At 67.3% G+C, this 18,494-nt stretch carries 18 protein-coding genes; 16 read left to right on the plus strand and 2 right to left on the minus strand.

The window, feature by feature from the left end; all coding sequences use genetic code 11:
- The first annotated feature begins 18 nt into the window (after positions 1-18).
- The 12 genes from QFZ46_RS06040 to QFZ46_RS06095 all read left to right on the plus strand — a co-directional run bounded on the left by QFZ46_RS06040 (position 19) and on the right by QFZ46_RS06095 (position 11,448).
- Positions 19-915 (plus strand): ABC transporter ATP-binding protein, encoded by an 897-nt coding sequence (locus QFZ46_RS06040; protein WP_307359393.1) that lies wholly within the window; start codon positions 19-21, stop codon positions 913-915.
- Positions 912-2,012, plus strand: a complete 1,101-nt coding sequence (locus QFZ46_RS06045; RefSeq protein ID WP_307359396.1) for an ABC transporter permease — start codon at positions 912-914, stop codon at positions 2,010-2,012. The genes QFZ46_RS06040 and QFZ46_RS06045 overlap by 4 nt, the downstream gene beginning before the upstream one ends.
- A 263-nt stretch (positions 2,013-2,275) precedes the next feature.
- On the plus strand, positions 2,276-3,871 hold the full coding sequence (locus QFZ46_RS06050) for a peptide ABC transporter substrate-binding protein (RefSeq protein ID WP_307359398.1): 1,596 nt from the start codon (positions 2,276-2,278) through the stop codon (positions 3,869-3,871).
- Between the two features lie 14 nt (positions 3,872-3,885).
- Positions 3,886-5,268 carry a M14 family zinc carboxypeptidase gene (locus QFZ46_RS06055; RefSeq protein WP_307359402.1) on the plus strand — a complete coding sequence of 461 codons (1,383 nt, stop codon included), beginning with the start codon at positions 3,886-3,888 and terminating at the stop codon, positions 5,266-5,268.
- Complete coding sequence (locus tag QFZ46_RS06060; protein WP_307359404.1) at positions 5,268-6,200, plus strand: ABC transporter permease; 933 nt, start codon at positions 5,268-5,270, stop codon at positions 6,198-6,200. The genes QFZ46_RS06055 and QFZ46_RS06060 overlap by 1 nt, the downstream gene beginning before the upstream one ends.
- Entirely contained in the window at positions 6,193-7,113 is a 921-nt protein-coding gene (locus QFZ46_RS06065) for an ABC transporter permease (protein ID WP_307359407.1), read from the plus strand. The genes QFZ46_RS06060 and QFZ46_RS06065 overlap by 8 nt, the downstream gene beginning before the upstream one ends.
- A 37-nt stretch (positions 7,114-7,150) precedes the next feature.
- The gene (locus tag QFZ46_RS06070; RefSeq protein WP_307359409.1) at positions 7,151-7,684 is read left to right on the plus strand and encodes a GbsR/MarR family transcriptional regulator; all 534 of its coding nucleotides are present in this window, start codon (positions 7,151-7,153) and stop codon (positions 7,682-7,684) included.
- Positions 7,685-7,686: 2 nt separating this feature from the next.
- A complete protein-coding gene (locus QFZ46_RS06075) occupies positions 7,687-7,944 on the plus strand; it encodes an ATP-binding cassette domain-containing protein (protein ID WP_307359411.1) in 258 nt (85 codons plus the stop codon).
- Complete coding sequence (locus tag QFZ46_RS06080; RefSeq protein WP_307359413.1) at positions 7,901-9,337, plus strand: ATP-binding cassette domain-containing protein; 1,437 nt, start codon at positions 7,901-7,903, stop codon at positions 9,335-9,337. The genes QFZ46_RS06075 and QFZ46_RS06080 overlap by 44 nt, the downstream gene beginning before the upstream one ends.
- 106 nt (positions 9,338-9,443) lie before the next feature.
- Entirely contained in the window at positions 9,444-10,031 is a 588-nt protein-coding gene (locus QFZ46_RS06085; RefSeq protein WP_307359415.1) for a nitroreductase family protein, read from the plus strand.
- Between the two features lie 141 nt (positions 10,032-10,172).
- On the plus strand, positions 10,173-11,216 hold the full coding sequence (locus QFZ46_RS06090) for a fatty acid desaturase family protein (protein ID WP_307359417.1): 1,044 nt from the start codon (positions 10,173-10,175) through the stop codon (positions 11,214-11,216).
- 13 nt (positions 11,217-11,229) lie between these two features.
- Positions 11,230-11,448 carry a ferredoxin gene (locus QFZ46_RS06095; RefSeq protein ID WP_307359419.1) on the plus strand — a complete coding sequence of 73 codons (219 nt, stop codon included), beginning with the start codon at positions 11,230-11,232 and terminating at the stop codon, positions 11,446-11,448.
- A gap of 28 nt (positions 11,449-11,476) precedes the next feature.
- Here the strand turns inward: QFZ46_RS06095 and QFZ46_RS06100 are convergent, their stop codons facing one another.
- Complete coding sequence (locus QFZ46_RS06100) at positions 11,477-12,103, minus strand: TetR/AcrR family transcriptional regulator (RefSeq protein WP_307359421.1); 627 nt, start codon at positions 12,101-12,103, stop codon at positions 11,477-11,479.
- Between the two features lie 114 nt (positions 12,104-12,217).
- On the opposite strand from QFZ46_RS06100, the gene QFZ46_RS06105 reads away from it, so the two are divergent.
- The 3 genes from QFZ46_RS06105 to paaZ are packed head-to-tail and all read left to right on the plus strand — an operon-like array spanning position 12,218 to position 15,857.
- Positions 12,218-12,961 carry an enoyl-CoA hydratase/isomerase family protein gene (locus QFZ46_RS06105; RefSeq protein WP_307359424.1) on the plus strand — a complete coding sequence of 248 codons (744 nt, stop codon included), beginning with the start codon at positions 12,218-12,220 and terminating at the stop codon, positions 12,959-12,961.
- Positions 12,958-13,800 (plus strand): 3-hydroxyacyl-CoA dehydrogenase family protein, encoded by an 843-nt coding sequence (locus tag QFZ46_RS06110; protein ID WP_307359427.1) that lies wholly within the window; start codon positions 12,958-12,960, stop codon positions 13,798-13,800. The genes QFZ46_RS06105 and QFZ46_RS06110 overlap by 4 nt, the downstream gene beginning before the upstream one ends.
- Positions 13,797-15,857: a phenylacetic acid degradation bifunctional protein PaaZ gene (paaZ, locus tag QFZ46_RS06115; RefSeq protein ID WP_307359430.1), complete on the plus strand. Its 2,061-nt coding sequence runs from the start codon at positions 13,797-13,799 to the stop codon at positions 15,855-15,857. The genes QFZ46_RS06110 and paaZ overlap by 4 nt, the downstream gene beginning before the upstream one ends.
- On the opposite strand, the gene QFZ46_RS06120 is transcribed toward paaZ, so the two are convergent.
- Complete coding sequence (locus QFZ46_RS06120; protein WP_307359433.1) at positions 15,846-17,969, minus strand: RecQ family ATP-dependent DNA helicase; 2,124 nt, start codon at positions 17,967-17,969, stop codon at positions 15,846-15,848. The two genes, paaZ and QFZ46_RS06120, sit on opposite strands and share 12 nt — an antisense overlap.
- A 95-nt stretch (positions 17,970-18,064) precedes the next feature.
- On the opposite strand from QFZ46_RS06120, the gene QFZ46_RS06125 reads away from it, so the two are divergent.
- Positions 18,065-18,484 carry a pilus assembly protein CpaE gene (locus tag QFZ46_RS06125; RefSeq protein WP_307359435.1) on the plus strand — a complete coding sequence of 140 codons (420 nt, stop codon included), beginning with the start codon at positions 18,065-18,067 and terminating at the stop codon, positions 18,482-18,484.
- The last annotated feature ends 10 nt before the right edge of the window (positions 18,485-18,494 follow it).

The raw sequence follows: 18,494 nt of genomic DNA on the forward strand, positions 1-18,494 counted from the left end.
GCTCCGTAGCGTGGAGCCATGACCTCAGGAACCCTGCAGTTGACCGGCATCACCAAGAGCTACGGCTCGCGAAGGGTGCTCGACGATGTCAGTTTTCCGGTCGCGGCCGGCCACCTCACCGGCTTCGTGGGCGGAAACGGCGCCGGCAAGACGACCACCATGCGGATCGTGCTCGGACTGCTCGCCTCCGACGGCGGCTCGGTGACGCTCGGCGGCACGCCCTTGACTGCTGATGCACGTCGCCAGTTCGGCTACATGCCGGAGGAGCGCGGGCTGTATCCGAAGATGAAGGTCCTCGAGCAGGTGGTCTACTTCGCGCGCCTGCACGGGTTCTCCAAGACCGATGCAACGACGCGTTCGACCGCACTTCTCGAGGAGCTCGGACTCGGCGAGCGCCTGAACGACAACATCGAGGCACTCTCACTGGGAAACCAGCAACGCGCGCAGATCGCAGCATCCCTCGTGCATGACCCGGAGGTGCTGATCCTCGACGAGCCCTTCTCCGGACTCGACCCGCTCGCCGTGGACACGGTGGCCGCCGTTCTGCAGGAGCGTGCGTCGCGCGGTGTCTCCGTACTGTTCTCCTCGCATCAGCTCGATGTGGTCGAGCGCCTGTGCGATGACCTCGTCATCATCGCCGGCGGCACGATCCGCGCATCCGGGCCACGTGATCAGCTGCGCGAGCAGTACTCGGCCCCTCGGTGGGAGCTGGAGAGCAACGGCGACGTCGGTTGGCTGCGGGAAGAGCCGGGCGTGAGCGTCTTGGACTTCGACGGCGGCAGCGCCGTGTTCGATGTCGACGATCCGGCCACCGCGCAGCGCGTACTCCGACGCGCACTTCAGGACGGCGACGTCAGCAGGTTCGGTCCGCAGCATCCCACCCTCGCACAGATCTTCAAGGAGGTCATCCAGTGAACGCCTCATCGACCAAGGCCGTCTCCACCGGCCAGGGCGTCTGGCTCGTCGCAGAGCGCGAGCTGAGCACCAAGCTGCGCAGCAAGGCGTACCTGATCTCCACCGGCATCCTGCTGCTGATCGCCCTCGCCGGCGTCATCTGGGCCGGTTTCTCCTCTTCGACCTCCAGCTCGACGCCGATCGCGGCGACGAGTGCCACGGCATCCGCTCTCTCGCAGGTCGACGGCTACGACGTGACCGAGGTCGCCGATCGGGATGAGGCCACCGAGCTCGTCGAATCCGGCGAGGTCGACGCCGCAGTGATCGACGACACGTCGTCCGCGACCGGCCTCGTGATCATCGCCGACAAGGAGGCACCCCAGAGCCTGCTCATGGCGCTCTCCACCACCCCGGAGGTCGAGTTGCTCAACCCGGATGCCGCGGGGAGCGGACCGCTCCGGTACCTGCTCGGCATCGGCTTCGGTCTGGTGTTCATGATGTCGGCGATGATGTTCGGCATGCCCGTTGCGACGAGCGTCGTGGAGGAGAAGCAGACCCGCGTCGTCGAGATCCTGCTCTCCAGCATCCCGGCACGCGTTCTGCTGGCAGGCAAGGTCGTCGGCAACACGATCCTCGCCATCTCGCAGATCGTGCTGCTGGCGACGATCGGCAGCATCGGGCTGATCGTCACCGGTCAGACAGGACTCCTGGCAGGACTCGGCGGCCCGGTCATCTGGTTCGCAGTGTTCTTCCTGTTCGGGTTCATTCTGCTCGCAGCCATGTTCGCGGCCGCAGGATCGATGGTGTCGCGCCAGGAGGATGCCGGCACCACCTTGACCCCGGTGATGTACCTGACGATGATCCCGTACTTCCTTGTGATCTTCTTCGGCGACAACCCGGTCGTGATGACCGTGCTCTCGTACGTGCCGTTCTCGGCCCCGGTCGGGATGCCGATCCGGCTGTTCTTCAACGAGGCGGAGTGGTGGGAGCCGTTGGCATCGTTGGCGATCATGCTCGTCGCATGCGTCGTGGTGATCCTGATCGGCGCGAAGATCTACGAGAATTCGCTGCTGAAGATGGGGGCGCGCGTGAAGTTCCGCGAGGCGCTGCGAGGCTGAGCGGTCACGCACCTTGAAAGAAGGAAAACGGGGGTTCCCACGGCCGGGAACCCCCGTTTTCCTTCTTTCGTCGACCGCGAGGGGCGCACCGGGTATTGCGCTCCCGAGTCACACGTGTTTCACTCCTATTACAACTTTCAGTAATCACTGAAAGTTCATTGACGAATGAAGCGGACGCGCCCTAGCGTGCGAGGAACGGCTGCACACCCGAGCAGCCCATCCCCGCCGCACACGTTCCGTACGTTGTGGCTCAAGGAGGAGTTATGCACAGCAAGGCACGTCTGTTGGCAGCCGCGTCAGCGGTGGTGGCACTGACGCTCACAGGATGCTCGGCAGGATCGACGGACGATTCCGCCGACACCGCCGAGCCGATCCGGTACGCGGTCGAGGAGCCGGACTCGATGATCCCCGGCAACCAGTTCGGCTCGTACGCGATCCTGGAGACGATCTTCTCGCCCCTCACCGACATCAGTGAAGACGGCGAGATCGGCTACGTCGCCGCGGAATCCGTCGAGTCCGATGACGCGAAGACCTGGACCATCACCCTCCGCGAGGGCTGGACCTTCCACGACGGCACCCCGGTCACCGCGCAGAACTACGTGGACACCTGGAACTACGCCGCCTACGGGCCCAACGCCTGGGTGAACGGCGCACAGCTGGCGAACGTCGTCGGCTACGCCGAGATGAACCCCGCGGAGGGAGAGCCGACGGCCACCGAGCTCGCCGGCCTCACAGTCGTCGACGACACCACCTTCACGGTCGAACTCGTCGCTCCCGACCGTCAGTACCCGTTGCAGCTGACGATCGGACAGACCGGACTGTACCCGTTGCCCGATGGTGCGCTGGAAGATCTTGAGTCGTGGGAGGCGAGCCCGATCGGGAACGGTCCGTTCAGCCTCGTCGACGGCTGGTCGGCCACCGACCCGATCGAGGCTGTCGCCTACGAGGACTTCGCCGGGGACGAGCCCACGATCGACGCGGTCACGTTCGTGCCGTACCTGGACACGGCGACTGCGTACACCGACGCCCTCGCCGGCGAGATCGACATCGTCGCGATCGCAGGCTCGCAGGCCGAACAGGCGCGGGGTGAGTTCGGAGACCACGTGCATGAGCTCGATGCGCCCGGCGTCGACTTCCTCGGCTTCGATCTCGCCGATCCGCGCTTCGCGGATATCCGCGTTCGCCAGGCGATCTCCATGGCGATCGACCGCGACGCGATCAACGATGCGGTGTTCGGCGGATCACAGGTACCAGCGACCTCGCTGACCGCTCCCAGCATGCCCGGCGACCCGGCCGGCATCTGCGGCGAGTACTGCGAGTTCGACCCGGACGCCGCCAAGGCGCTGCTGGAAGAGGCGGGCGGCTTCGACGGGGAGCTGCAGGTGCACTTCATCGCCAACTGGGGTCAGGAGGATCTCTTCGAGGCCATCGCCAATCAGCTGCGCCAGAACCTCGGCATCGAGAGCGCCGTCGCCACACCGTCTGCTGACTTCGCCGCCTTCACCGACATGATCACTCAGGGCGCGGCGAACGGGCCGTTCCGTGCACGCTGGGGCGCGCTGTACCCCAGCCAGCAGAACACCCTGACTGCGGTCTTCACGCCGACGGGCGAGGGCAACTTCGGGGCGGGCGGGTATGACAACCCAGAGGTCGTCGAGCTGCTGCAGGCCGCCAACGCCGCCCCCGACCTCGAGGGGTCACTGGCCGGATACACCGCTGTGCAGGAGCGGATTCTGCAGGACTTCCCCACGGTTCCGCTCTTCGGCAACCGCTACCTGTACGTCACCTCGGACCGCATCGCTGAGCTGCACACCAACTCGGGCGCGGTCGACGTGGCCGAGATCGTCGTCGCCGACTGAACCGGAGCAGAACCTTGCACGACCCCGCAACAACGCTCGGCACGGCGGAGGACATCCTCCGCCGTGCCGGTGCGGTGCCAGACCAGACGCAGATACCCACCGTCGACGAGCTCCACGAGCGGATCGAACGGCTGCGCGCCGAGCACCCCGATCTGCTCACCCTCGAGCGCATCGGCACCAGCAGGCTCGGTGAGCCGATCCGGCTGTACCACCTGGGCTCCGGCGCACGGTCGACGCTCATCGTCGGAGCGGTGCACCCGAACGAGCCCATCGGCTCGCTGACGATCCTGCATCTGATCGAACAGCTGCTGCACGACGACTCGTTCCGCGACGGACTCGACACGGCCTGGCACATCGTCCCCTGCGCCGATCCCGACGGGATGCGCCTGAATGAGGGCTGGTTCGCCGATCCTTCAGATCGAGAGCGATACGCCCGCGAGTTCTTCCGCCCCGCACCGGACGAGCAGGTCGAGTGGACGTTCCCCTTCGACTACAAGTCCGCATACTTCGACGCCATGATGCCGGAGACCCAGGCGCTGGCGCGGGCGATCGACAGCACCCGCCCCGATCTCTACGTGCCGCTGCACAACAGCGAGGGCGGCGGGGCGTACTTCTACCTGTCCCGCCCGCTGCCCGAGCTCTATCCGCTGCTGCACCAGGTCACGGCATCCTGCGGCGTGCCCCTGCACGCGGGCGAGGCGGAGGGCGCGCACTTCACGGTGCTCGACGAGGCGATCTACGAGATGGGCACTCTCCAGGGCGCCTACGACTGGGCCGAGGCGCAGGGCTTCGACCCCTATCCCCCTGGTTCGGCCGGCGACGCCTCGACCTCGTACGCCGCGAAGTACGGGACGCTGTCCCTGATCGCCGAGCTGCCCCAGTTCAGCGATCCGACCGCCGACGACACGAGCCCGACCTCGACGATCTACCGTGATGCCCTGCGCGAGAGCGGTGATCTCCTGATCGAGACCGGCACCACGCTCGTCAAGCTGCTGGAGCGCGTGGAGTCTCAGGTGCGGATGGACACCGCGCTGCTGCGCGCGGCGCGGGTGTTCTCCCCGATGGCGGTGACCGCCGGTGAAGGAAACATCGCGCGGGCGGATGCAGAGGACGACCGATTCGCGACCGTCGCAGAGGTGTCGAGCCTGGAAGGGCTCGTGGACCTGCACCGACTGCGCTGGGGCGGCATGCTGCTGCGAGCGCTGCAGGCCGAGGTCGACGCCGGCCTCGCTTCTCCCGAGGTGCGCAACACCACCAGGGACGCGCATCGCATCTTCGGCGCCTGGCTCCGCGAAGCAACCGCCAGACGCCACTCGTCGCCGATCCCCCTGGCCCGCGTCGTCGGAGTGCAGTACGGCGCGATCCTCGCCGCTCACGCCCAGCTGGAGCGCGACTGATGCGCATGACGGTGGGCGTGCTGCAGCGGGTCGCGGGTTTCGCGCTCGTCTTCATCGGCGTGACGTTCATCATCTACCTGGCCGTGTTCAGTCTTCCCGGCGACGCGATCCGCGCACTGGCCGGAGACCGGCAGCTGCCGCAGTCGGTCATCGACGCGATCAACGCCAAGTACCTGCTCGACCAGCCGCTGTGGGTGCAGTACACGAACTATCTCGGCAACCTGCTCACCGGTGATCTCGGACTCGACCTCACGGGTCGCCCCGTCGCCGACAAGCTCGCGGATCGCTGGCCGGTCACGATCACTCTCGCGCTGACCGCATGGACGCTTCAGGTGATCCTGGGACTCGCGGTCGGCATCGTGTCGGCGCTCAAGAAGGGCACGGTGATCGACAAGGGGCTGCTGGTCATCACGATCGGGCTCAGCTGCATCCCCGTCTTCGTGTTCGGCATCACCGCGCAGATCATATTCGGAGTCCGGCTGGACTGGCTGCCAGTGGCCGGTATTCGAGAAGGATGGCCGCTCTCGTACCTGCTTCCGTCGCTCGTGATCGCCGCGATCGGCCTCGCCTCCGTGTCACGACTGGTGCGCGGATCGATGATCGAGAACCTCGAGGCCGACTACGTGCGCACCGCCCGCGCGAAAGGCATCGGCGAAGGTCGCGTCATCGGTCTGCACGTCATGCGCAACTCCCTCATCCCGACCGCGACCTTCCTCGCCACCGACCTCGGCTTCCTGCTCGGTGGCACGGTCGTGATCGAGGGCATCTTCAACCTGCCCGGCGTCGGGAACCTGCTGTTCACCGCGATCCGCGATCACGAGGCCGCGATGGTGGTCGGAATCTCCACCGCTCTGATCCTCATCTTCCTGATCACCTCGCTGCTCGTGGATGCGATCCACGCGCTGCTCGACCCGAGGATCCGACGTGCCTGAGATCCCTCCCATCACCGCGAAGATTCCCGCACCGAGAACCACGGCCACCTCGCTGCCGCAGAGCACCGGGCCATCGGCGTGGCGACTGCTGCTGCGCAGGCCACTGTTCTGGATGGCATCCATCATCCTCTTGATCATGCTCGCCTTCGCGATCGCGCCGGCCCCGTTCGCCGGATTGTTCGGCAACGGCGACCCGCGCGCCTGCGATCTCGCGGACAGCAAGGTCGAGTCGGCACCCGGCCATCCGTTCGGCTTCGACCTCCAGGGCTGCGATATCTGGGCGGGAGCCGTCTACGGCGCCCAGGCATCGATCACCGTCGGACTCCTCGCCACCGGCATCGCACTTGCGATCGCCCTCGTGATGGGTCTGCTCGCCGGCATGGGCGGCGGAATCGCCGATTGGATCGTGTCGCGTCTGACCGAGGTCTTCCTCGGTTTCCCGTTCCTGCTGGCCGCGATCGTCGTGCTCAACATGTTCGGCACCCGCAACGTGCTCACGGTCGGAGTCGTACTCGGCGTCTTCGGATGGCCGATGATGGCCAGGCTGATGCGCGCGTCGGTGCGATCCGTCGCAAGAGCCGACCACGTGCTCGCCGCTCGCACGATGGGGCTCGGCGTCGGTCGCATCGTCACCCGCTACGTCGTGCCGAACGCGGTGCAGCCGGTCATGCTGATGGCGACGCTCACGATCGGCGGCGTCATCGTCGCGGAGAGCACCCTCACGTATCTGGGTATCGGGCTCTCGTCGCCGGCGATCTCCTGGGGCCTGCAGATCGCCGCCGGCTCACGGGTGTTCCAGACGGCACCGCACGTGCTCGTGCTGCCCAGCATCATGCTGGCCGTCACAGTCCTCGCCATCGTCGCCCTCGGCGAGGAGCTGCGCACCGTCTTCGATCCGCGTGAGCGTCGATGAGAGTGGGATGCTGATGGTGCAGGAGAAGGGATCGAACATGGCAGAAGAAGCCCCAGAGCAGATCGGCAAGGGCGAGCAGATCGACGAACGCGAGCAGTACCGGCGCCAGTTCGCCGAGGAGATCAGCCTGATCTGGGAGATGACCGGCACCTCGCGCATGGACGGTCGCGTGCTCGGCTATCTGATGATCATGGATCAGCCGTACATCTCATCGGCCGATCTCGCGGCAGCCCTCAGTGCCAGCACCGGCGCGGTGTCGATGGCGACCAGGCGCCTGATCGACACCAACTACATCCGCCGCCACTCCGTGCCCGGCGACCGCAGTCACTACTTCAAGGCGGAGGAAGACCCCTGGGGCAGCTTCCTCGCGAACGAGCGCCGCTACTTCGACCGGCACATCGCCTCGATCGACTCGGCACTGAGCTGGCTGGGCCCCGAAGAGGCGGAAGCCCGCATCCGCCTCACGAACGGACGCGACTACCTGGAGTGGATTCAGGAGTATCACCACAAGATGCTCGCCGATTGGCGCGAGCACAAGCGTGCCCGCGACGCGGGCGAGAAGAAGGCCTGAACTTGACTGCGCCAAGCAGCGACCCGATTCTCCGCGTCCGGGATCTGCGCGTGCATTTCGGCACCCGCAACCCGATCGAGGTCGTGCACGGTCTCGATCTCGACATCGCACCAGGCGAAGTCGTGGCAGTGGTCGGCGAGTCCGGATCGGGAAAGTCGGTGACCGCGCTGTCTGTGATCGGGTCTGCTGCCGGAGAACGCGCACGCCACGGGGTCGGTGAAGCTGCACGGCCGGGAGCTCATCGGGCTGAGACCCGCTGACCTGCGTCGGGTACGCGGGGCGGAGATCGCCCTGATCTCGCAGGATCCCGTCGCTTCTCTCAATCCGGTGTTCACGGTCGGCTTCCAGGTCGTCGAGGCGGTGCGTGCGCACAACCGCGGGCTCAGCGCCGGTGCTGCGCGGCAGCGGGCGATCGAACTGCTCGAGCTGGTCGAGATCCCCGATCCGAGTCGGCGCATGAAGCAGTACCCGCATGAGCTCTCCGGCGGACAGTGCCAGCGCGTCGGCATCGCGATGGCACTGGCCTCCGATCCCCGGCTGCTGATCGCCGATGAGCCGACCACGGCGCTGGACGTCACGGTGCAGGCGGAAGTGCTCGACGTACTCGCCCGCCTCGGCCGTCGCGAAGGACGCGCTGTCCTGCTCATCACGCACGATATGGGTGTCGTCGCTGAGCTGGCCGACCGCGTCGTCGTCATGCGCGAGGGCGAGCTCGTCGAGCAGGGTTCCGTGCGCGGTGTGCTGCTGCGGCCGACGGAGGGGTATACGAAGCAGCTGCTCAGCGCGGTGCCGCGCATCGGCGAGCGCCCGGTGGCAGCCGCGCCGGAGACCGTTTCACCCCTTGTGCTGGATGTCGCCGGCCTGGAAGTCACGTACGGCGGGCGCCTGCGCGGTCGCTTCCGCGCCGTCGAAGGAGTGAGCCTGCAGGTGCACCGGGGCGAGATCCTCGGCCTGGTCGGCGAGTCAGGCAGCGGCAAGTCGACTATCGGGCGCGCGATCATCGGCGCCGCTCCCGTGTCCGATGGCTCGATCGTCGTGGATGGCATCGACATGCGCTCCGCGAGCCGAGCGGTACGTCGTGAGACGCGGCGACGGATCGGCGTCGTGTTCCAGAATCCCGCTCTGTCCCTCAACCCGCGTTACACCGTGCGGCAGAGCGTCGAAGAACCGCTCGCGGCGATCAAGGGACTGCGCGGCAGCGCACTCAGCGAGCGCGTGGACGCCCTGCTCGAGTCCGTCGGCCTCGCCGATCGCGCCGGGCGCTACTCCCACGAACTCTCCGGCGGCCAAAAGCAGCGCGTGGCGATCGCGCGCGGCGTTGCTCTGGATCCGGCACTGCTCATCGCGGATGAGCCGACCAGCGCATTGGATGTCTCGGTGCAGGCCCAGGTGCTCGACGTGTTCCGCGAGCTTCAGGAACGGTTGAACTTCGCGTGCGTGTTCATCAGCCATGACCTCGCGGTCATCGACGAGCTCTGCGACAGCGTGACCGTGCTGCGGCGCGGAGCGGTCGTCGAATGGGGTTCGCGTGCACAGGTGCTGCAGCACCCGTCCGATCCGTACACGCGCGCGCTGCTGGCGGCGGCCCCGGTGCCGGACCCCGATGTGCAACAGGCGCGCAGGGAGGCACGGCTGGCCGCCGTCGGCGCTTAGGCGGTCCGTCATTTCGGGTCATCAGGAATATGCGCGCGCATGGATAGGTTTAGCGTTGGAGTAACGCGGACGACGGGGTCGGCACGATTCGACCCCGAAAGGCATCATGAGCACGTCCACTATCGAACGCAACGCTGAGACGGCAGTGCCCGTCCTCGACATCCTCTCGGCACGCTGGAGTCCGCGCGCCTTCGACGCCGAGACCCCGATCGACGAGGGCAAGCTCGCGTCAGCGCTGGAAGCCGCTCGCTGGTCACCGTCCGCGAGCAACACGCAGCCATGGCGGTTCATCGTGGCACGACGAGGCACCGAACTGCACGCACGCATCGAGGCCGCACTCATGGGGTTCAATCGCGAGTGGGCGGGCAACGCTGCCGTGCTGATCGCCGCTTTCGCGGAGCAGACGGATGCTGAGGGCAACCCCCGGCCGTGGGCGCAGTACGACCTCGGGCAGGCCGTGGCCCACCTCTCGGTGCAGGCGCACTCCGACGGGCTTTTCGTGCACCAGATGGGCGGCGTCGAGCGCGACCAGCTCGCAGGGCTTCCCGGCGTCGAAGACCGCTTCGCGCCGATCTCCGTGATCGCTCTCGGTGACCTCGGGGACCCTTCAGCGCTCTCCGAGAAGCTGCAGCAGCGGGAGTCCGCGCCGCGCGCGCGGCGCCCACTCGCCGAGACCGTGATCGCCTCAGCCTGAACGGACTCCCCCCTTGCGGCGACCGGGGACCGCGCCTTTATGCTCTAGACGTGGGCACATCGGAACGGCTCGCATGGTCGACAGGCCAGTCGTGATTCCGCCTTGTGCCCCGAAATGTACGGAGACATGCGGGGAGCGGTGATGCTTGGCGATCGGTACGTGGAGGCGTTTCATCAGCTGACGGCGGAAGTCAACGATGCGGGGCTGATGCGACGTCGGCATGGGTACTACTGGAGCATGATCCTGTTCTGGGCCCTTGCCACCGTTGCGATTCTGATCGGCGTCGTCATGTTGGGCGACACCTGGTGGCAGCTGATCCTGGCCGCGCTGCTCGGCGTGGCAATGGCGCAACTCGCGTTCCTGGGACATGAAGCCGCGCACCAGCAGGCTTTCTCGTCTGCCACATGGAACGAGTGGACAGGACGGGTCATCGCCGGGCTCCTCACCGGCCTCAGTTACGGCTGGTGGGTGGACAAGCACGGCCGTCATCATGCGAACCCGAACAAGGAACGCGAAGATCCCGATGCCGAGGCCGGGGTGTTGTCCTTCACCCCGGAGGGCACCGACTCTCGCACCGGTCTGGCCGCGAGGATCGGAAAGTACCAGGGCTACTACTTCCTGCCATTGCTGCTGTTCGAAGGCTTCACCCTGCACGTCGAATCGTTCAAGAGCATCTTCACCGATAGGCATGTGACGCACCGATGGACCGAGATCCTCTTCGTCGGGATCCGCGTCCTCGGCTACCTCGCCTTCGTGTTCATCGTTCTTCCGCCAGGAATGGCCGTCGCCTTCGTCGCCGTGCAAGTGGCGGTTTTCGGTTTCCTCCTGGGTGGCGCGTTCTCTCCGAACCACATCGGGATGCCGACCGTCCCGCACGACGCCGACATCGACTTCCTCCGTCGACAGGTGCACATGTCCCGCAATGTTCGGGGCGGGCCGCTCGTGCACTTCTTCATGGGCGGCCTCGAGTACCAGGTGGAGCATCATCTGTTCCCGATGGCGCCCCGTCCCAATCTGCCGGCGTTGCAAAAGGTGGTGCGGAAGCACTGCGCCGACAATGACATCCCCTATACGGAAACCTCGTTGGCCGAGGCCTTCCGGACGATAATCGCCTATCTGAACCAGGTCGGGCTCAAGAACCGCGACCCGTACACCTGCCCGCTCGTTCGCCAGTACCGCGGCTGAAGATGGAGGAGCCATGAAAGTGACCGCGAACCCCACCACCTGCATAGCTTCGGGCAATTGCAGCCGGACCGCACCCAGAGTGTTCGCGAACCTGGACGAGAACGGCGGATTCATGAGCATTCTCGACGAGCGACCACCCGAATCGGAGTGGGACGCCGTGCGTGAAGCAGAAGACCTCTGCCCGTCGGCGACCATCCAGATAGAAGAAGACGACGAAGCGGACGACGCCTGACATCGGGCAGCGGACACCGAGCAGACGGTCAGCGCGTGCGCAGCCCGTCGAGTGCGACGGTGAGCACGTCGTCGGCGAGTTCGGTCGCGCCTTCTGGCCCGCTAGGTCGATACCATTCGACGATCGAGTTGACCATGCCGAACAGCAGTCTCGTGGCGACGGCCGCTCCGATATCGGTGCGCACCGTCCCCTCCGCCTGAGCGGCCCGCACCAGCTGAGTGACCTGATCGTCGAATCCGCGCCGCCGCGCGAGCGCCGCGCGTTCGATGTCGCTGTTACCGCGCACGCGCAGCAGCAGAGTCACATACGAGAGCTTGTCGACGAGCACTCGCACTGCACCGCGGAGCACATGCTCGAGCTGCTCCCCCGCCGATCCGGCCGCGGCACCGGGTTCGAGCAGCACGGCTTCCAGCGCACCCATCGCCTCATCCAGGGCGAGCTCGAGCAGTCGCTCCTTCGACGCGTAGTGGTGATACAGCGCGGACTTCGAGAGGCCGAGACGGTCGGCGAGCGATGACACCGAAGTCGCATCGTAGCCCTGCTCGATGAACACCTGCACGGCGATCTCGAGGATCTGCCGCTGGTCGTATCCGGGGCGTCCGCGGCGCACGGTCGACGCCGGTCCCGCGGATTCCTCGGACGATGACGCTGACACGTGTCCCAGTCTGGCATCAGCGATTGCCTGCCCTCCCGATCCTTGACATAATAAATTACTGAACGATCGGTCAGAAACTACCGGCACGACCAGACGATGGAGTCAGGAGCGCACATGAACGAGGAGCCTCTCGTCATCGATCGCAGCCCCGACCGCATCGTCGCCCGCTTGAACCGACCCGAGAAGCGCAATGCGATCGACCGCGAGATGATCGACGCCCTGCACATGCTGTGCGCGGAGCTCGAGGTCGAGCCGCGCATCCTGATCCTCGCCGGCGCCGACCGCGTGTTCGCTGCCGGCGCCGACATCACCCAGCTGCGGGCCCGCCGCGCCGAAGACGCACGCCGCGGTATCAACGCGCTGGCTTTCATCCGCATCCACGAACTGCCGATGCCCGTGATCGCCGCGATCGACGGCTACGCCCTCGGCGGTGGCGCCGAGCTCGCGTACGCGGCAGACATCCGCATCGCCACGCCCGCATTGAAGATCGGCAACCCCGAGACAGGGCTCGGAATCATGGCCGCAGCCGGAGGCGCCTGGCGACTGCGGGAGATCGTCGGAGACGGACTGGCGAGCGAGATGCTGCTCACCGGACGCCCGCTCACGGCGGATGAGGCACTGCGCGCGGGCCTCATCTCCGGCATCCATCCGGCATCCGAATTGATGACGGCCGCGCATGCGATCGCGGATCGGATCGCGGCGAACGATCCCCTCGCCACACGGCACACCAAACGGGCCATGCGCGCTCCGCGTGACGCGCATCCCGACATCGACGGCGAGCTGCAGGCCGAGCTGTTCGAGAGCCCGGAGAAGATGCGGCGAATGACCGAGTTCCTCGAAAGGCGAGGTCGACGATGAAGGTCGGCGTCCTCGGCGGAGGCCGCATGGGTGCGGGGATCGCGCACGCGTTCCTGCTCGCAGGCCACGATGTCGTGGTCGTCGAGCAGGATGAGGAGTCGGCAACTGCCGCGGCATCCCGCATCCGGGAAAGTCTCGCTCGCTCCGTGCAGCGCGGCGCCACCTCGTCTGAACCGGATGACCTGACCCGCCGTATCCACGCCGGCATCGATCTTGCGGCGTTCGCCGATCGCGAGGTCGTGATCGAAGCCGTCCCCGAGGATCGCGCGCTCAAGCTCGACGCACTCACGCGCATCGAGGCCATCATCCACCCTGACGCCCCGCTCGCCACGAACACATCGTCGATCTCGATCGATACGCTTGCCGCGTCCCTCGAACGACCGCAGAACTTCCTCGGCCTGCACTTCTTCAATCCCGTGCCGTCGTCGTCGCTCGTCGAGATCGTGAGCGGAGTCGCGACCGATCCGACGATCATCGAGCGGGCGCGCGGCTGGGTGGGCGCACTGGGAAAGACGCCGATCGTCGTTCGAGATTCACCAGGGTTCGCGTCCAGCCGGCTGGGTCTCGTTCTCGCACTCGAAGCGATCAGGATGCTGGATGCCGGCGTTGCCTCGGCGGAGGACATCGATCGAGCCATGGAGCTCGGGTACCGGCATCCGACGGGCCCATTGCGCACGACGGACATCGTGGGTCTCGATGTCCGCCTCGACATCGCCGAAGAGCTGTACGCGACGCTCGGCGAGCGCTTCGCGCCGCCTGCGCTGCTCAGGCAGATGGTCGCGGACGGCAGGCTCGGCCGCAAGAGCGGCGAAGGCTTCTACAGATGGGATGGCGAATGACCGAGGTTCTGCCCAGTTACGTCCAGGGCTCATGGTGGACGCCGGATTCCAGCGCCGGTGCGCTGATCGTGCGTGACGCGTCGACCGGTGCGGAGATCACCAGAGTCAACAGTGAAGGCATCGACCTGGCGGGCGCGCTCGAGTATGCCCGCACGGTCGGCCAGGCGTCGCTGGGAGCATTGACGTTCCACCAGCGCGCCGTGCTGCTCAAGCAGTTCGCGCTCGCTCTGACCGAGCGCAAGCACGAGCTCTACGCCCTGTCCGCCCGAACCGGAGCGACGAAGGCGGACTCCTGGGTCGACATCGATGGCGGCATCGGCGTGCTGTTCGCCTACTCGGGCAAAGGTCGGCGCGAACTTCCCAACAGTCAGATGTACGTCGACGGTCCGATCGAGCCGCTCTCGAAGGACGGCACGTTCCTCGGCCGCCACGTCTTCACTCGGCTGCCGGGAGTGGCCGTGCAGATCAATGCGTTCAACTTCCCGGTGTGGGGGTCGCTGGAGAAGTTCGCGCCCGCGTTCCTCGCCGGGATGCCGACGCTCGTGAAGCCTGCGACGCCGACCGGCTACCTCGCCGAGGCGTTCGTGCGCATCCTGGTCGAGTCCGGCCTGCTGCCGGAGGGCTCGCTGCAGCTGGTCAGCGGCAGCGTGCCCACATTGTTCGATGAGCTGCGTCTGGGTGACATCGTCGGATTCACCGGCAGCGCATCGACCGCGAACGGTCTGCGGTCGCAGACTCCGACCGGGGTGCGATTCACCGCTGAGACCGACTCGATCAATGCTTCGGTGCTCGGGCCCGATGCGATCGACGGCACGCCGGAGCTCGACGCGTACGTACGCCAGCTGGTCACCGAACTGACGACGAAAGCCGGACAGAAGTGCACCGCGATCCGTCGCGCGATCGTGCCGGCGGCATCCGCCGATGCCGTGATCGACGCCGTACGCGCGCGGCTCGAGGCGAAGGTCGTGATCGGCGACCCGCGTGCGGAAGGCGTGACGATGGGTCCGCTCGTCTCGCTCGCGCAGCGTGACGAGGTGCTGCGACAAGTGCAGGTGCTGCAGGATGCGGGTGGCCGGATCGTGGTCGGATCGACGGATGCGCCGGACGTACTGCTCGCCGACGGCTCCACCGCCGCCGCGACCGACGGCGCCTTCGTCGCGCCAGTGCTGCTGCGCTTCGATGACGCCGATGCGGATGCGGTGCACGAGGTCGAGGCTTTCGGCCCGGTCGCTTCGCTGCTGGCTTACTCGACCTCGTCCGAAGCAGCGACTCTGGTGGCTCGCGGCGGCGGATCGCTCGTGACGAGTGTCGCGACGCACGACCCCGTGTTCGCAGCGGAGCTGATGACCGGCATCGCCGCCTCGAACGGACGAGTGCTGTTCCTCGACCGAGATGACGCACGCTCTTCCACCGGCCACGGTTCGCCGATGCCAGGGCTCGTGCACGGCGGCCCCGGCCGCGCGGGCGGCGGCGAAGAGCTCGGTGGCATCCGTGCGGTGCTGCATCACATGCAGCGCACGGCGGTGCAGGGTTCCCCGGACATGCTCACGGCGCTGACGGGCGTGTGGCACGCAGGTGCCGCGGCGCGCTCGGACGGAGTGCATCCCTTCCGCAAGTCGCTCGCGGAGCTGCATATCGGTGACCGCATTGCCTCGGCGTCTCGCGAGGTCTCCCTGGATGACATCGAGACGTTCGCGCACTTCACGGGTGACACGTTCTACGCGCACATGGATGAGGAGGCAGCCGCCGCCAATCCGTTCTTCCCCGGACGTGTCGCGCACGGCTACCTGCTCGTGTCATGGGCAGCCGGGCTGTTCGTCGATCCAGAGCCAGGGCCCGTTCTTGCGAACTACGGACTGGAGAACCTGCGCTTCATCACTCCGGTCTCGCCCGGCGACAGCATCCGCGTCGAGCTGACCGCCAAGCAGATCACTCCGCGTGAGACCGACGAGTACGGCGAGGTGCGGTGGGATGCCGTTATCCGCAACCAGAACTACGACACGGTCGCGACGTACGACGTGCTGACGCTCGTCGAGAAGGAGCGCTCAGCCGCGTAGCGCGAGCACGAACGGCAGCACCTCGGTCGCCCCCGCCTGCCGAAGGGAACGGGCGGCGACGGTGAGGGTCCAGCGACTGTCGGTCTGGTCGTCGACGAGCAGCACGGGCCCTTCGGGGATCTCGAGCCCATCGGCGCTGAAGCGCTCCCAGAGACCGGCGAGCCGGAACGCGCTGTTGCCGCCCGGCTGTCCGGTGGGCCCGCCGTCGACGAGCGTCAGCGCGCCGATGAAGGGCAGCCTGCCGATCTCGGCGATTCCGTGCGCGAGCGAATCGACGAGAAGGGGACGCGATCGCGACGGCATCGCGACGACCGCGACGGGCCGCTCGGCCCATCCCCATCTTGCAAGCACCCGCACGCAGCCGGCGAGCACCTGCGGGCTCACCGGCGCATCAGGCGCACCCGCAGCGAACAGCGCACGTAGAGTGCCACCCCAGCCGAGATCCGTGAGTCGGGCCAGCGCTCGTCCACTGCCGGCCTGCTCACCAGCAGGAATGCGCCCCTTCGCGGGAACCCCGAGTCGGTCGGCACCCGTCGGCCACACGCGGCGCGGGTCGATCGCCACGCCGACCCGGTCGAGTGACTCGGATGCCGCTGACGTCGCCGCCTGCCCGATCTCGCGAGGGAACCACCCGCCGGCGCAGTTGTCGCACCGTCCGCAGGGTGCGGCCGTGTCGTCATCGAGCGAACGCTGCAGGAACTCCATGCGGCATTCGTCGGTCTGCTCGTATTCGAGCATGTGCTGCTGCTCTGCGACGCGTTCGGCGGCGATGCGCTCGTAGCGGTCCCGGTCGTAGGTCCAGTTCTCGCCGGTGGCGACCCACCCGCCCTGCACACGCCGTACCGCGCCGTCCACATCGAGCACCTTGAGCAGCAGTTCGAGCGGGGTGCGACGGATGTCGACCATCGCCTCGAGCGCAGGGGTCGAGATCGGCGCGTCGCCGAGGGCGGCGATCACGCGCTCGGCGCGCTCCTGATCGGGCATGGATGCTGTGGCGAAGTAGTGCCAGATGTCGCGGTCCTCCACCCCCGGCAGCAGCAGCACGTCCGCGCTCTCGCTGGCGCGCCCCGCACGCCCCACCTGCTGGTAGTAGGCCACCGGCGACGACGGCGCTCCGAGGTGCAGCACGAACCCGAGGTCGGGCTTGTCGAAGCCCATGCCGAGCGCGCTCGTCGCGACGAGCGCCTTCACCTCGTTGCGCCTGAGCATGCCCTCCGATTCCTCACGCTCATCGGTGTCGGTCTGCCCGGTGTACGCGCGCACCTCATGGCCGCGCTCGCGCAGCAGCCGGGCGGTGTCGACGGCCGCGGCGACGGTCAGCGTGTAGATGATGCCCGATCCTGGGAGGTCGCCGATATGGCTGAGCAGCCAGGCCAGCCGGCTGGCCGCGTCGGGAAGACGCAGAACGCCGAGTCGCAGGGATGCGCGGGCGAGCGGGCCGCGGATCGTGAGAACACCCTCGCCTGCCGTGGCGCCCGTCGCACCCGCGACCCCGAGCTGTTCTTCGACGTCGGCGACGACCCGGCTGTTCGCCGTCGCGGTCGTGGCGAGCACCGGCACCCCCGCCGGCATCTGCGTGATGAGGTCGCGCAGACGCCGGTAGTCAGGACGGAAGTCGTGGCCCCAATCGCTGATGCAGTGCGCCTCGTCGACGACGAGCATGCCGATGCGGCGCACGAGCGCGGGCAGTTGCTGCTCGCGGAACGCGGGGTTGTTCAGCCTCTCCGGTGACACCAGCAGCACGTCCACCTCGTCGCGGTCGAGCTGCGCGAGCACGTCACCCCATTCGTGCGCGTTCGTCGAGTTGATCGCCACCGCACGCACGCCGGCACGTTCGGCCGCCGCGATCTGGTCGCGCATCAGCGCCAGCAGCGGCGAGACGAGCACTGTGGGGCCGGCGCCCTGCCGGCGCATCAGCAGGGTCGCGACGAAGTAGACGGCGGACTTGCCCCACCCCGTTCGCTGCACCACGAGCGCCCGCCGACGCTGGGCGACCAGTGCCTCGATCGCTTCGTACTGCCCCTCGTGGAACTCGGCGTCGGGGCGGCCGACGAGTTCGCGCAGTGCGGCGAGCGCGGCGGCGCGAGTGTCAACGGCAGACAGGGAGGTCATACTCCCACTCTGCCTTAGTCGACGGACACAGCGGCCGGGTCACGAACGCCGGAGGGTCGGCCGCGCGCCCCGCCGCATCGTCTAGCGTGGAAAAGGTGATCACCCGCGAACTCGCGGTCGCACTGCGGCAGGCCGGCCTCGTGTGGCTCCCCCAGAGCGGCGACCGTTTCCTGCTCGACCTCCCCGACGAGGTCGAGCTCGAGGTCGAGGCCGAGATCTTCACCGTCAGCGAGATGACCATCGAGGCGCGTCGGACGCCGCTCGGCACCGACCTGGCGTTCAACGGCACGACCGAGTGGGCGCTCGATTCGGTCGAGCTGGCGGACGCCGTGTGGCTGCCCCGCGAGGATCAGCTGCGCGACCTGTTGCGCGGCACCTTCCGCAGGCTGGTCCGCCTGGAGGACTCTTTCCTGGTGGAGATCGAGATCAGTGGTGAGGTGCTGCGTTTCGAGCATCCCGATCCGTCAGAAGCGTACGGCCGGGCGCTCCTGGCGCTCGTCTCCCGCTCCCGCTGACGCTCGAATC

It is taken from the genome of Microbacterium murale (assembly GCF_030815955.1).
Classification (GTDB): Bacteria; Actinomycetota; Actinomycetes; order Actinomycetales; family Microbacteriaceae; genus Microbacterium; species Microbacterium murale_A.